The following is a 14,064-nucleotide window of genomic DNA, read 5'->3' as shown; positions in this document are numbered from 1 at the left end:
GGCGGGGTCGGGGCGACGGGGCCCAGGCCGCGTGAAACCGGGCGACACGTCGGCGGGGTCGTCGTAGGGTGACCGGCGGTCTGTCGTACCCCTTGGGTAGACAGGTCGTGGTGGCCGGCGCGGTGAGCGGGGTGATCGGGTGAGTGTGACGGGATCGGCGCGGTTCCCCTGGGTTCCGGCGTACGCGGTGTTCGAGCACTACCTGGTGGGTCTGCGGCGCACCTGGCGGGCCGGGGTGTTCTCGTCGTTCCTGCTGCCGGTGCTGACCGTCGTCGGGTTCGGGCTGGGCGTCGGCGCCTACATCGACCAGGGTGTCGGCGGGGTGCGTTACCTCGACTGGTTGGTCCCCGGGCTGATCGCCTCGACCGCGCTCCAGGTGACGGTCGGTGACTCGACCTGGCCGGTGTTCAGCAACTTCCAGTGGGTCAGGACCTACTTCGCGCAGGGCGCGTCGCCGCTTCGGGTGGGTGACATCGTGGCCGGGCACCTGGCGTTCGTGCTGTTCCGGGTGCTCACCACGATTGTGGCGTTCCTGCTGGTCACCGGGTTGTTCGGGGCGTTGCGGTCGCCGTGGGCGGTGGCGACCCTGCCGGTGGTCGCCCTGCTCGCGCTGGCCGTCGCCGCACCGACCTTCGCGTACGCCGCGTCGGTGTCGAGCGACAGTTGGCTGGCGATGCTGTTCCGGTTCGCTGTCATCCCGATGACGCTCTTCGCCGGGGTGTTCTTCCCGGTCGAGTCGTTGCCCGAGGGGCTGCGCTGGCTGGCGTACGTCACGCCGTTGTGGCACGCGGTGGACCTGTGCCGCGCGGCCACGCTGGGCGTCGTCCCACAGTGGTCGACCGTCGGGCACCTGCTCTACCTGGCCGCCTGGGCGGTCGCGGGCTGGTTGCTGGCGGTGCGCGCGTTCCGCCGCAAGCTCGTCGTCTGAAGAGCAACCCGAAGAGCAAGCAGGGAGGGTGTCGTGGTCACGCTGATCCTGCCCCGGCTGGTCGACGTCTCCGCCGCGTCCCGGCGGTCGGCGTCGGTGGTCGGGCGCAACGTCGCGGCGCTGAAGTCGATCTACTGGCTGCTGCTGCTCTCCGGCTTCGTGGAGCCGCTGCTCTACCTGCTCTCCATCGGGGTGGGTGTCGGCGCGCTGATCGGCGACCTGCCGCTGCCCGACGGGCGGCTGGTCTCGTACGCCGAGTTCGTGGCTCCGGCGATGCTCGCCTCCTCGGCGATGACCGGGGCGCTCGCGGAGACCACCTTCAACTTCTTCGGCAAGATGAAGTACATGAAGCTGTACGACGGGATGATCGCCACCCCGGTACGGCCATTCGAGATCGCCGCAGGCGAGTTGGGTTGGGCGATGCTGCGGGGCAGCGCCTACTCGGCGGCGTTCCTCGGCGTGATGGTCGCGCTGGACCTGACCAGCGTCACCCGCGCGTTGACCGCCTTCCCGGCCGCGGTGCTTGTCGGGTTCGCGTTCGGGGCGCTCGGCATGGCGATCTCCACCTTCATGCGCAGTTGGCAGGATTTCGACCTGGTGGGCTCCGCCCAGTTCACGCTTTTCCTCTTCTCCGGCACCTTCGTGCCGGCGCAGGCCTATCCGACAGTGCTGCACTGGCTCGTCGAGATCACCCCGCTGTACCGGTCGGTGCACCTGATCCGGGGGGTCGCGCTGGGCAGTGGTGGTTGGCTCTGGCTGCTCGACGTGCTCTACCTGCTGGTGATGGTGGCGGTCGGCTTGCTGGTGGCCTCTCGCCGAATGGCGAGGTTGCTCTACAAGTAGTGGTTATCCGCGCCGGTCGACGGGGCATGTCCCGAGGTGACACCGACCAAGAGGAGGGGCGATGGCCTCGGACGAGTCTTCCGCCCAGCGGGAGCGGGAGCGTGATCCCGCCACCACGCCGGTCGGGCCCGACGCCGGCCCGGACAGCCCCACCGACCTGCCCGGCAGTGGCTGGAAGGCGGCGTTGCGGCGAACGGTCACCGAATTCCAGGACGACAGCCTTACCGACTGGGCGGCGGCACTGACCTACTACGGGGTGCTGTCCATCTTCCCCGGCGTGCTGGTGCTGATCTCGATCCTCGGTCTGCTCGGCGAGAGCGCCACCGAGGGCGTCACGGACACCGTCAACCAGGCGGTGCCGGAGGGCAGCATCCGGCAGATCATCACCGACGCGATCGGCACCGCGGACAAGAACGGTGGCCTCGCCAGCATCGCCGCGATCATCGGTCTGGTGGCCGCGTTCTGGTCGGCCTCCGGTTACGTCGGCGCGTTCATGCGCGCCTCCAACACCATCTACGACGTGCCGGAGGGGCGGCCGATCTGGAAGACCCTGCCGATCCGACTCGGCGTGACAGCGGTGATCGGCGTGCTGCTGCTGGCCAGCGCGGTGATCGTGGTCTTCACCGGCCGCCTCGCCGAATCGGTTGGTGATGTGATCGGGCTCGGCTCGACGGCGGTCGCGGTATGGGACATCGCGAAGTGGCCGGTACTGCTGATCCTGGTCAGTCTGATGTTCGCGATTCTCTACTGGGCCTCGCCGAACGCGCGGCACGGAGGCTTCCGCTGGGTCAGCCCGGGCGGGGTGCTGGCCGTGGTGATCTGGTTGGTGATCTCCGGCCTGTTCGCCTTCTACGTGAGCAACTTCAGTTCATACGACAAGACGTACGGGACCCTCGCTGGGGTGATCATTTTCCTGGTCTGGCTCTGGCTGAGCAACATCGCGATCCTGCTCGGGGCGGAGTTCGACGCGGAGTTGGAGCGTGGGCGCGCCATCGCGGCCGGCCACTCGGTGGACGACGAGCCGTACGTCGAGCTGCGCGACGACCGCAAGCTCAAGAAGAAGCGCAACCAGCGCGGTTCGGCCGGTTGAGGCGACGCGTCCCTGGCTGCCGGACCCGTGCGGGTCCGGCAGCCAGGGACGACCATTTTCAGGAATTGCGCGTCAGCTACAGGCTGACGTGAGGCACCAGCCGTTGAGCGTGACCACCTGGAGATCGTTCACCTTGTGCCAGCCGGGGTAGTACTTGTTACCCACGCTGTCGTAGTAAATGTATCCGCTGGGCACCTGGAAACCGTCAGTGTCGCGGAATTCGTAGTAGTACCTCGAATCGGATGCGCTGCCCTGCCCGGCCGGCAGCCACATCGTCTTGCTGTTGGTAGGCCAGTTGCCCGAGAGCTTGATGGATCGGCCGAGCCGGTTCTTCACCTCGCCGCAGAAAATCCCGGCGGTGCAGTTCCCGAGGGTGCCAAAGTCGCCCTCGGCAGCGCTGGAAGCAGCCTGCCGGGCGGGCGCCGCAGCGGCAACACCGAGGTCAGAGCTGGTGGAGGACGGTGCCGCCTGGGCTGCCGATGATGAGAACAGCGCGACGAACGCTACTGCGGACACGGCCGCGATAAAGCGCGTCGGTCGTTTCATTGGGGTCCTTCCCGTCGGGGTATTCGGGCACGACAGAACGGAAGGTCATCGCGATTGGAGAATTGCGGTGCGCGACTCGCCCCGTAGCTGTCGATGCCCAGGAACGTTAACGACCACGTAGACGACTGTCAACGTCCCTTCCAATTACGGTGACGGTGAAGCCGACGATTCGCTGTGGTGCTGGCACCCGCCCCAGTGGCGTAATCGCTGCTTGAGCGCATCGATGCCGATGGGTGTCGGTGGTGGTCGGTGGCGACGACGCTCGCCCGTCGCACGCTCCCGGAGCCCGGCGTCGCGGCGGTGGAGTCGGAGCGGGCTCGGCGGCCGTCTCACCCGCTCGGTGGCTGCCGGTACGACGAAGTGCACAGCGAAGCCGGTCCATCCCGCCGCAAGCGCGACCGAAACTTCTGTCCGTTTGAGCAAAAGTTAGCGTCGGAACAGCCGAAGCTCTGGACAGGCGATCCGACCGCTCCTACTGTGTCGGACACAACACACCGACATTGCGTCGATGTGAACGCTGCCAAAGAAGAGGGGGCCCCGGGTGCGCACCATCGACCCCCTGCACGTCCGCCTGTTGCGGCTGCTCCGCGACGAGGGCGCTGTGTCCCGGGCCGAGCTGGGCGACCGGCTCCAGATGCCGCGTCCGCGCATGCTGGCCGAGCTGGATCGCCTGGTGGCGTTGGGTTATGTGGCCGAGGCCGGGCTGGCGGCGTCCCGAGGTGGGCGTCGCTCGACTCTCGTCGAGCTGAACCCGAAGCTGCGCTTCGCCGCCGTCGACCTCGGCGCCAGTTCGATGGACGTCGAGGTGGTCAACGGCCGCCTCGAACCGGTGGCCCACTACGCCGAGGCAGCCGACATCCGCAGCGGCCCGAAGGTGACCCTGCAACGGGTGAACGAACTGCTGCACAAGGCCCGGGTCGACGGCGCGTACGAGCGCCTGGACGCTGTCGGCATCGGCGTACCCGGCCCGGTCAGCTTCCGCGACGGCGTGCCGGTCTCACCGCCGATCATGCCGGGCTGGGACCGGTTCCCGGTGCGTGAGCTGCTCAGCCGGGAGCACGGCTGCCCGGCGGTGGTCGACAACGACGTCAACATCATGGCGATCGGCGAGCGGCACGGTGGGGTCGCCCACTCGGTGGACGACTTCCTCTTCGTGAAGATCGGCACCGGCATCGGGTGCGGCATCTACCTCACCGGCGAGGTCTACCGGGGCACCGACGGCTGTGCCGGCGACATCGGCCACATCCAGGTCGACTCGCACGGTCCGATGTGCTCCTGCGGCAACGTCGGCTGCCTGGAGGCGCTGTTCAGCGGCGCCGCGATGGCCAAGGACGCCTTGGCCGCCGCCCGCAGTGGGACGTCGCCGGCGCTGGCCGAGCGGCTGGCGCTGCGGGGTGTCGTCACCGCGCTGGACGTCGCCGAGGGCGCCGTCGAGGGCGACGTGACCTGCATCCAGCTCATCCGGGACGGCGGACGGCGGGTCGGCGGAGTGCTCGCCGGTCTGGTCAGCTTCACCAACCCGTCCATGATCGTGATCGGTGGAGGGCTGGCCCAGCTGGGCCACATCCTGCTCGCCGAGATCCGCAGTGTGGTCTACCGGCGGTCACTGCCGCTGGCCACCGGCAACCTTCCCGTCGTTCTGTCCGAGTTGGGCGGCCGTGCCGGTGTCACCGGCGCGGCGGTGCTCGCCAGCGACGTCGCCTTCGGGGAAGCCGCATGAAGCTGTTCGAGATTCCGTCGTGAGCGAGGAGGAGACTGTGGCTCTGCCCGAGGATGACCCCGCCACCGCGTCGGCCGAGGCCGTCGCCGAGGCGCCGCTGGTCGAGGCTCCCGCCGACACCGTCGCGGGCGAGGTGGTCCTGCGCCTCACCGACCTGGTGAAGACCTTCCCCGGCGTACGCGCGCTCGACGGCGTGCAGCTGGAGGTGCGTGCCGGCGAGGTGCACTGCCTGCTCGGGCAGAACGGCGCCGGCAAGTCCACCCTGATCAAGGTGCTGGCCGGGGTCCACCAACCGGATTCCGGGCTCGTGGAGTGGCGCGGCGAGCCGGCCACGTTCGCCAACCCGCAGGCCGCCATGAAGGCGGGCATCGCCACGATCTACCAGGAGCTCGACCTCGTCGAGGACCTGTCGGTGGCGGAGAACGCGTTCCTCGGGCACGAGTACCGCAACTTCGGTTTCGTCCGGCGTGGCCGGATGGCTCGGCACACCCGCCAGATCCTCAGCCGGCTCGGCCACGGTGAGATCCCGCCGAATCGGATGGTCCGGTCCCTGCCGGCGGCCGGCAAGCAGATCGTCAGCATGGCGCGGGCGCTGTCGCACGAGGCGCGACTGATCATCATGGACGAGCCGAGCGCGGTGCTGGCCCACGACGAGGTCGGCAACCTGTTCCGGATCATCCGGGAGCTGACCGCGCAGGGCATCGCCGTCATCTACATCTCCCACCGCATGGAGGAGATCCGCGAGATCGGCGACCGGGTCACGGTACTCAAGGACGGCCGGACCACGGCGGCGAACCTGCCGGCGCGCGACACCCCGACCCGCGACCTGGTGAGCCGGATGACCGGCCGCACCATCGAGTACGTCTTCCCGGACCGGCCGACCGACGACCCCGCTGGCACCGACCTGCTCCAGGTGCAGGGGCTGACCCGCACTGGCGAGTTCGCCGACGTGTCGCTGAACGTGCGTGCCGGGGAGATCGTGGGCATCGCGGGGCTGGTCGGCTCCGGGCGTTCCGAACTGCTGGAGACGATCTACGGTGCCCGCCTCCCGGAGGCCGGCACGGTGCAGATGGACGGAAAGGTCCTGCGGCCCGGCGTCGGCGCCGCGGTTCGCGCCGGCATGGGAATGGCCCCGGAGGAACGCAAGAGCCAGGCGCTCCTGCTCGGCGAGCCGATCTACCGCAACGTCACGCTGGCCACCTTCGGCCGGTACGCGCGCCTCGGCTTCACCAACGCCGCCAAGGAACGTGCCGAGGCGGACCGGATCGCGGAGACCCTGGAGCTGCGGCCCCGGGACGTCGACCGGCCGGTACGCACGCTGTCCGGCGGTAACCAGCAGAAGGTGGTGGTCGGGCGTTGGCTGCTCGGCGGCACCAAGTTGCTGCTTCTCGACGAGCCGACCCGAGGCGTGGACGTGGGCGCCCGAGCCGAGCTCTACCAGGTCATCCGGGGATTGGCCGCTCAGGGCGTGGGGGTGCTGCTGGTCTCCAGCGAGGTGCCCGAGGTGCTGGGTCTGGCCGACCGGGTGCTGGTGATGCGGGAAGGGCGTGTCGTCCGCGAAGCCGCGGCCGGCGAACTCGACGAGAACACTGTGCTTGACCTCGTGATGGCGGGGTCCTTGATGGAAGGCGCACCGGCATGAGCGACGCGACTCCCACTCCCACCGCGACACCGGAGCGCCCGCAGCTTCCGGCGCAGTCGCCTCCGGTGGATCCGGCTGAGACGGCGGTGGCCAGCGACAAAGCAGGATCCGGGGGCAAGCTCTCCTGGTGGCGGGGTGACGGTGGCGACGGCGCCAAGCGCAACCTCGGCCTGATCGGGGTGCTCGCCGCGCTCATCGTGGTCGGCGCGGTCACCAAGCCCGACCTGTACGGCGACCCGAACTGGGTCTGGAACAACGTCCTGGCCATCCTCCAGTTGGCCTCGGTCGTCGGCGTGGTCACGGTCGGGATGACCTTCGTGATCATCGGCGGTGGCATCGACCTGTCGGTCGGCGCGATAGTCGCGCTCGCCGGGGTCTGGTGCACCACTGTGGCCACCCAGAGCTACGGCGCCGCCGGCATGATCTTCACCGCCCTCGCGGTCGGCGTCTGCGTCGGCCTCGTCAACGGTGTGCTCATCTCGTACGGGCGGCTGGTTCCCTTCATCGCGACGCTCGCGATGCTGGTGGCCGCGCGAGGGCTCGCGGCTTCCATCTCCAACAAGCAGACCCAGGTGTCGAGCAGCACCTTCATCAACGACATCGCCGCGCGCAAGGTGATCGGTATCCCGATCCTCGTCTACATCCTCGGCGCGGTGGTGCTGGCCGGTTGGGTGGTGCTCAACCGCACGACCTTCGGCCGGCGGACCATCGCCGTCGGCGGTAACCCGGAGGCGGCACGGCTGGCCGGCATCAACGTCCGGCGGCACACCATGCTGCTCTACGCGCTCTCCGGTCTGTGCTGCGGTATCGCCGCCATCATGCTCACCTCGCAGGCCACCTCGGCGCAGGCGGCGATGGCCAACCTGTACGAGTTGGACGCGATCGCCGCGGCGATCATCGGCGGGACGCTGCTCAGCGGCGGCCGGGGCACGATCGTCGGCTCGCTGCTCGGCGTCATCATCTTCGCCACCATCACGAACCTCTTCGCCATCAACGGCCTCTCCATCGAGGCGCAGAACATGGTCAAGGGCGGCATCATCGTCGCCGCCGTCCTGGTCCAGCAGTTCCAGTTCAAGTCCGTCACTCGGCTCCTCGCGCGGAACAGGGTCACCACCGCAACCTGACGCACCGCACCGTTGTCCTGGCGACGTCGAGAACATTCGACGGTGGCCGGGCCCCGCACACCCTCAATAAGTCAAATCCCGCTCCCAGGAGGTCATTCATGACCCAGCACAGTCGCGACCTGTCGCGCCGCCGGTTGCTCTTCGGTGGAGCCGCAGTGGGCGCCGCCACCCTCCTCACTGCCTGCACCAGCAACGAGACCCCGGCCGCCAGCACCCAGACCAAGGCCGCCGGAAACAGTGAGGGCAACAACGCCCCGGGCAAGAAGGTCGTCATCGGCTTCTCCGCCCCGGCCGCCGACCACGGCTGGATGGGCGCGATCCACGCCAACGCCAAGGCCCAGGCCGCCGCCTACTCGGACGTGGAGTTCAAGGAGGTCGACGGTGGGTCGAACTCCGAGGCCCAGCGCTCCACGCTCGGCACCCTGATCGCCCAGAAGCCGGACATCATCGTCGTGCTGCCGCACGACGGCAAGGAGGTCAACGCCGTTGCCCTCCAGGCCATGCAGGCGGGCATCCCGATCGTGAACCTCGACCGGGCGTTCCCCGATGCGCTGGCCTCGCGGCTGGTCATCAAGGGCGACAACTACGGCATGGGCGTGTCGGCTGGTCACTTCATCGGCAAGATGCTCAAGGACAAGGGCGTCGCCAACCCGGTGATCGGTGAGATCGCCGGCCTGGAGATCCCGCTGACCGTCGAGCGCAGCGCAGGCTTCAAGGCCGCCCTGGCGACCTACGGGTTCTCGGTGCGCAACCGTCGTTCGGCCGAGTTCACCTCGGACAGCGGCCAGCGTGAGGCGTCGCAGCTGCTCCAGGCGCTGCCGAAGATCGACGCCATCTGGAACCACGACGACGACCAGGGCATCGGTGTGCTCGCGGCCATCAAGCAGGCCAACCGGTCGGAGTTCTTCATGGTCGGCGGCGCGGGCTCCAAGCTCGCGATCGACGCGATCAAGGCCGACAACACCGTGCTGAAGGCCACTGTCACCTACAACCCGTCGATGGCCTCCTCGGCGGTCTCGCTCGCGCGGCTCATCGCGCAGGGTCGGGGCCTGGGCGACCTGACGGAGCTGCAGGTGCCCAAGGAAGTGACCCTGGCCTCGGAGACGATCACCAAGGAGAACGCGAGCAGCTACGACAAGCTCGGGTTCTGACATACCGGGGGGAGACCCACCTTGTCCACGACAGACAAAGAACTGCGGGTCGGCATGGTCGGCTACGCGTTCATGGGCGCCGCGCACTCACAGGCGTGGCGCACCGTGAACCGCGTGTTCGACCTGCCGGCGCGGGCCCGGATGGCGTTGATCTGCGGCCGAGACACAGCGAAGGTGGCGGACGCCGCCGACACGCTCGGCTGGGACGCGTACACCACCGACTGGCGCGACTTGATCAACCGGGATGACATCGACGTTGTCGACATCTGCACACCGGGCGACAGTCACGCCGAGATCGCTCTCGCCGCGTTGGCCGCGGGCAAGCACGTTCTGTGCGAGAAGCCGTTGGCCAACTCGGTGGAGGAGGCACGGGCGATGACCGCTGCGGCGGACGTCGCCCGGGCTGCCGGAGTGCGGTCGATGTGCGGGTTCAACTACCGCCGGGTCCCCGCGGTCACGATGATGCGCCAGTTGGTCGCCGACGGACGGCTCGGGGTGATTCGACACGTCCGTGCGACGTACCTGCAGGACTGGATCGTGGACCCGCAGTTCCCGCTGGTCTGGCGGTTGCAGAAGGACAGGGCGGGCTCCGGCGCGCTCGGTGACATCGGTGCGCACATCATCGACCTGACCCAGTTCGTCACGGGTCAGCGGATCAGCGGCGTCAGCGCGGTCACCGAGACCTTCGTCAAGGAGCGGCCGTTGCCCGCCGAGTCGAGCGGTCTGGCGGCCTCGGTGGACGGCCACGAGGCCCCCACCGGGACGGTCACCGTCGACGACGCAGCGGTCTTCGTGGCGCGACTCGACGGTGGCGCCCTGGCCACGTACGAGGCGAGTCGGTTCGCGACCGGCCGGAAGAACGCGCTGCGCGTCGAGATCAACGGCTCGCTGGGCAGTGTGGTCTTCGACCTGGAGCGCCTCAACGAGCTGGAGTTCTACGACGCGACCCGTCCGACTGCGGAGCAGGGCTTCAGCCGCATCCTGGTGACCGAGGGCGAGCACCCGTACATGTCGGCGTGGTGGCCCCCGGGCCACATCATCGGCTACGAGCACTCGTTCACGCACGAGATGCGCGATTTCATCGAGGCGGTCGCCACCGGTGTCGACCCGACTCCCTCCTTCGCCGACGCGTTGCAGGTCCAGCTGGTGCTGGACGCTGTGGCCCGCTCGGCGGAGCTCGGCTCCTCCTGGGCCGAGGTGGAACCGACGCTGACCGCGGCGGCTCTCTGACCATTGACCATCCGCGACGGCGGTGTTCGCACCGCCATCGCCCGACCGGCTTTCCGAAGCCGACCGGCGAGGGACCAGCCACGGATTGCGCCCCGTGGCCGGGACAGAGGTCGGCATCGGAGAGCGTGCAGCCGGGCCCTACGGCCCGGTGGCGCACGAGCAGGACGGTCGTCCGGTGCGACCGGACCGGGATTCCCCGGCCGCACCGGAGGACCGCCACCACCGGTGACTTCCGGAGGACCTGATGACACCGCCCGCCGCCGCCCCCGCCCGTACCGCACCCGCTCGCCGGTTCCCGGCGGGTAGTGGTTCGGTCGGTGTTCCGGTGGGCGCGGCGGCCTGAGACGTCCGGCCGGGGCATACCAGTGCCCCGACCGGCCGGATGCGGGGGAGGCAGGGTCGAGACGCCGACCCGACCCTGCCTACCAGCCCCGTCTGCTCGCACCTGCCGGGATCCGGTCCGGCGTCGTCGCCGCCGACGCCGACGTCGGAAGCCGGTGCTGTTCCGGTGCGGGGCGAGCGGACGGGGCCCATTCCACCCGGCCCGAAACTTTTCCGAAACTGGGCCGTATCTTTCCGAAACATATTCTGATATTCCTATATTTAGCGGTACCGACGGTTCCTCGGAAATGGGGAAGGAGCACCATGCGAACAGGTGTCTGGCTGGTAGGAGCGCGCGGTTCCGTCGCGACCACCAGCATCGTCGGGGGGCTCGCGCTGCGGGCCGGCCTGGCCGGGCCGACCGGCTGCGTCACCGAGCTTCCCGAGCTGCGCGGCCCGGCCCTGCCGGCCTTCGCGGACATGGTCTTCGGCGGACACGACCTGGCCACCACTCCGCTGTGCAAGCGCGCCGAGGCCCTCGCGGACGCCGGTGTCATCCCCTGGCGGTTGGTCGCCGCGCTCCGCGACGAGCTGGGTGTGGTCGAGCAGGAGCTGCGCCCCGCGCCGGTCGGCGACACCCAGGCCGAGCGGGCCGAGGCAGTGTTCCGCGACCTGACCAGCTTCCGCGAGCGGCACGAGTTGGACCGGGTGGTGGTGGTCAACGTCTCCGCCACCGAGCCGGCCCCTCGCCCGCACCCCGCGCACGCCGACCCGGCCGCGCTACGCGCCGCCCTCGACGGGCCGGACGAGGTGCTGCCGGTCAGCTCTCTCTACGCGTACGCCGCGGTGCTCGCCGGCTGCCCGTACGTCGACTTCACCCCGTCCACCGGGCTGCGGCTGCCGGCGCTGGCCACGCTGGCCGAGGAGGCCCGACTGCCGTACGCCGGGCACGACGGCAAGACCGGGGAGACCCTGGTCAAGTCGGTGCTCGCGCCGATGTTCGCGATGCGCAACCTGGCAGTGGGCTCCTGGTCCGGGGTCAACCTGCTCGGCGGCGGCGACGGCGCCACCCTTGCCGACCCGGCCGCGAACGCGGCGAAGGTGCAGAGCAAGCAGCGGGTGCTCGGTGAGACGCTGGGCTACGTCCCGCAGGGCGGCACCCGCATCGAGTACGTCGAGGAGCTGGGCGACTTCAAGACCGCCTGGGATCTGATCACCTTCACTGGATTCCTCGGCACCGGCATGCGGATGGAGTTCACCTGGCACGGTTGCGACTCCGCGCTGGCCGCGCCGCTGGTGCTCGACCTGGCCCGACTCACCGCCGCCGCGCACGCCGCCGGGCAGGTGGGGCCGCTGGCCGACCTGGGCTTCTTCTTCAAGGACCCGCTGGGCACGCCCACCCACTCGCTGGGCGAGCAGTGGGCCCGGCTGACCGCCTTCACCCGGCAACTACACGGCGGGGACGGTGATCATGACAACGTTGGCTGATCTCGCCGAGCTGGTCCGGGCGCCGGCCGCGCTCTCGGTGCCTGGTGACGTGATCGCCGGGGCCGCGGCGGCGGGCGCGCTGAGCCCGCGTACCCCTGCCCTGGCCGGCGCATCGGTGCTGCTCTACTGGGCCGGCATGGCCGCCAACGACTGGTCCGACCGGGGTCTGGACGCCGAGGAACGGCCCGAGCGGCCGATCCCGAGCGGGCGGGTCACCCCGGCCGCCGCGGTCGGTCTCGCGGCGGGCCTCACGGCCGCCGGTGTGGGCCTGGCCGCCGCCGTGGGCGGTCGCCGCGCCGCCGCGCTCGCCGTGCCGCTGGCCGCCACCGTCTGGGGGTACGACCTGCTGGCCAAGAACACCGCGGCCGGCCCGGCCGTGATGGCCGCCTGCCGAGGGCTGGACGTGCTGCTCGGCGCGTCCGGCGGTCGGATCACCCGGGCGTTGCCGGCGGCGGCCACCGTCGCCGCGCACACCTGGACGGTCACCGCGTTGTCCCGCCGGGAGGTCACCGGCGCCGACGCCACCCTGCCGATGCGCACCCTCGCCGGCACCGCGTTGGTCGCCACCAGTGCCGCCGTCGCCGTGCCGGGCGCCTTCCGAACCGCGAACCCCGCCGGGGCCACCGACCGGGCCGAGACCGTCGACGAGACCGGCGTGCGCGCGGGTCGGAGCCGGTCAGCCACGATCGCGGCGTTGCTGCCCGCGGTGCTGGCCGGGTGGTACGCCGCCCGGTACGGCGCGGCCCAGGCCGAGGTTGTCCGGGACCCGTCGGCCACGCGCGTCCGCGCGGCCGTCGGCGCCGGGATCACCGGGTTGCCGGCCCTCCAGGGAGCGCTCACCGCACGGGGTGGAGCAGGTCTGCTCGGGGTGGCCGTCGCGGCGGCCGCGCCGCTGGGTCGACGGCTGGCCCGCAAGGTCTCCCCGACATGAGCGTCCCCGAGCCACGGCCCGGTGCGCCGGCCGCCGACGCCACCACGCTGCGCCTCGGGTACGGCACCAACGGGTTCGCCAACCACCGCCTCGACGACGCGCTCGCCGTCATCGCCGACCTCGGCTACGACGGGGTGGCGCTCACCCTGGACCATGACCACCTGGACCCGTTCGCGCCCGGGCTCACCCGCCGGGTCGCCGCCGTCAGTCGACGGTTGGAGTCGCTGGGCCTGGCGGTGGTCATCGAGACCGGCGCCCGCTACCTGCTCGACCCGTGGCAGAAGCACGCCCCGACGTTGCTGCACGACGACCCGACCCGACGGATCGAGTTCCTCCGCCGGGCTGTGCGGATCGGTGCCGACCTCGGCGCGGAGGCGGTCTCGTTCTGGGCCGGTGTCCGACCCGAGTCGGTGTCACCGCAGTGCGCCTGGGACCGGCTGGTGGCCGGCTGCGCCACAGTGGTCGACGCGGCCGACACCGCGGACGTCACCCTCGGCTTCGAACCGGAGCCGGGCATGCTGGTGCAGGACATCGCCGACTGGCGTCGGCTGCACGCCGCACTGGACAACCCGGCCCGCTTCGGCATCACCCTCGACATCGGCCACTGTCGGTGCCTGGAGCCCTGGCCGGTGCCGCAGTGCGTCGCCGAGGTGGCCGACCACCTGGTCAACGTGCAGATCGACGACATGCGCCGAGGCGTGCACGAGCACCTGGAGTTCGGCGTCGGCGAGATCGACTTTCCGCCGGTGCTGGCCGCGCTGCGCGACGCCGGCTACCGCGGCCTGGTCGCCGTGGAGCTGCCCCGGGACTCGCACGCCGCACCCGCCGTGGCGGCCCGGTCGATCGAGTTCCTGCGGGCCGCCGCGGCCACCGATCGTCACGCCACCCGCACCCTTTGCTCTGCACCCGCCGATGCGCCAGCGGCCGAGGGATCGTCCGCCGAGGCGACATCTGCGAAGGCGCCAACCGCCGAGGCGACATCCGCCAAAGAGGCCCCGGTGCACATATAGGTGCAGAGCAAAGGGTGGCGAGGCACCGGGGAGCAGCACA

At 70.3% G+C, this 14,064-nt stretch carries 12 protein-coding genes; 11 read left to right on the top strand and 1 reads right to left on the bottom strand.

The genetic code is table 11. From position 1 onward, the window contains the following. The first annotated feature begins 139 nt into the window (after positions 1–139). From ACIBEF_RS05560 to ACIBEF_RS05550, 3 genes are all read left to right on the top strand, one after another. Complete coding sequence (locus ACIBEF_RS05560; protein ID WP_396791460.1) at positions 140–928, top strand: ABC transporter permease; 789 nt, start codon at positions 140–142, stop codon at positions 926–928. A 33-nt stretch (positions 929–961) separates the two neighbouring features. Further along, positions 962–1,771 carry an ABC transporter permease gene (locus ACIBEF_RS05555; protein WP_396791458.1) on the top strand — a complete coding sequence of 270 codons (810 nt, stop codon included), beginning with the start codon at positions 962–964 and terminating at the stop codon, positions 1,769–1,771. A 61-nt stretch (positions 1,772–1,832) separates the two neighbouring features. Next, complete coding sequence (locus tag ACIBEF_RS05550) at positions 1,833–2,861, top strand: YihY/virulence factor BrkB family protein (RefSeq protein WP_396791456.1); 1,029 nt, start codon at positions 1,833–1,835, stop codon at positions 2,859–2,861. Positions 2,862–2,933: 72 nt separating this feature from the next. Here the strand turns inward: ACIBEF_RS05550 and ACIBEF_RS05545 are convergent, their stop codons facing one another. Then, positions 2,934–3,407 carry a hypothetical protein gene (locus ACIBEF_RS05545; RefSeq protein WP_396791454.1) on the bottom strand — a complete coding sequence of 158 codons (474 nt, stop codon included), beginning with the start codon at positions 3,405–3,407 and terminating at the stop codon, positions 2,934–2,936. 541 nt (positions 3,408–3,948) lie between these two features. Between ACIBEF_RS05545 and ACIBEF_RS05540 the strand changes: the two genes are divergently transcribed. The 8 genes from ACIBEF_RS05540 (at position 3,949) to ACIBEF_RS05505 (ending at position 14,024) form a co-directional block, all read left to right on the top strand. Further along, positions 3,949–5,127, top strand: a complete 1,179-nt coding sequence (locus ACIBEF_RS05540; protein WP_396791452.1) for an ROK family protein — start codon at positions 3,949–3,951, stop codon at positions 5,125–5,127. Positions 5,128–5,260: 133 nt separating this feature from the next. Further along, positions 5,261–6,769: a sugar ABC transporter ATP-binding protein gene (locus ACIBEF_RS05535; protein WP_396791601.1), complete on the top strand. Its 1,509-nt coding sequence runs from the start codon at positions 5,261–5,263 to the stop codon at positions 6,767–6,769. Further along, a complete protein-coding gene (locus ACIBEF_RS05530) occupies positions 6,766–7,893 on the top strand; it encodes an ABC transporter permease (protein WP_355009798.1) in 1,128 nt (375 codons plus the stop codon). Before ACIBEF_RS05535 ends, ACIBEF_RS05530 begins: the two co-directional genes overlap by 4 nt. A 98-nt stretch (positions 7,894–7,991) precedes the next feature. Further along, positions 7,992–9,044, top strand: a complete 1,053-nt coding sequence (locus ACIBEF_RS05525; protein WP_396791450.1) for a substrate-binding domain-containing protein — start codon at positions 7,992–7,994, stop codon at positions 9,042–9,044. A 54-nt stretch (positions 9,045–9,098) separates the two neighbouring features. Beyond that, positions 9,099–10,274, top strand: a complete 1,176-nt coding sequence (locus ACIBEF_RS05520; protein ID WP_396791598.1) for a Gfo/Idh/MocA family protein — start codon at positions 9,099–9,101, stop codon at positions 10,272–10,274. A 645-nt stretch (positions 10,275–10,919) separates the two neighbouring features. Then, positions 10,920–12,083 carry an inositol-3-phosphate synthase gene (locus ACIBEF_RS05515; protein ID WP_396791448.1) on the top strand — a complete coding sequence of 388 codons (1,164 nt, stop codon included), beginning with the start codon at positions 10,920–10,922 and terminating at the stop codon, positions 12,081–12,083. Continuing rightward, complete coding sequence (locus ACIBEF_RS05510) at positions 12,067–13,014, top strand: SCO3242 family prenyltransferase (RefSeq protein ID WP_396791446.1); 948 nt, start codon at positions 12,067–12,069, stop codon at positions 13,012–13,014. Before ACIBEF_RS05515 ends, ACIBEF_RS05510 begins: the two co-directional genes overlap by 17 nt. Beyond that, complete coding sequence (locus tag ACIBEF_RS05505; protein ID WP_396791444.1) at positions 13,011–14,024, top strand: sugar phosphate isomerase/epimerase family protein; 1,014 nt, start codon at positions 13,011–13,013, stop codon at positions 14,022–14,024. The genes ACIBEF_RS05510 and ACIBEF_RS05505 overlap by 4 nt, the downstream gene beginning before the upstream one ends. Positions 14,025–14,064: the final 40 nt, after the last annotated feature.

The organism is Micromonospora sp. NPDC050795 (assembly GCF_044456785.1).
GTDB lineage: Bacteria > Actinomycetota > Actinomycetes > Mycobacteriales > Micromonosporaceae > Micromonospora.
This window is presented reverse-complemented; position numbering and strand designations above follow the sequence as displayed.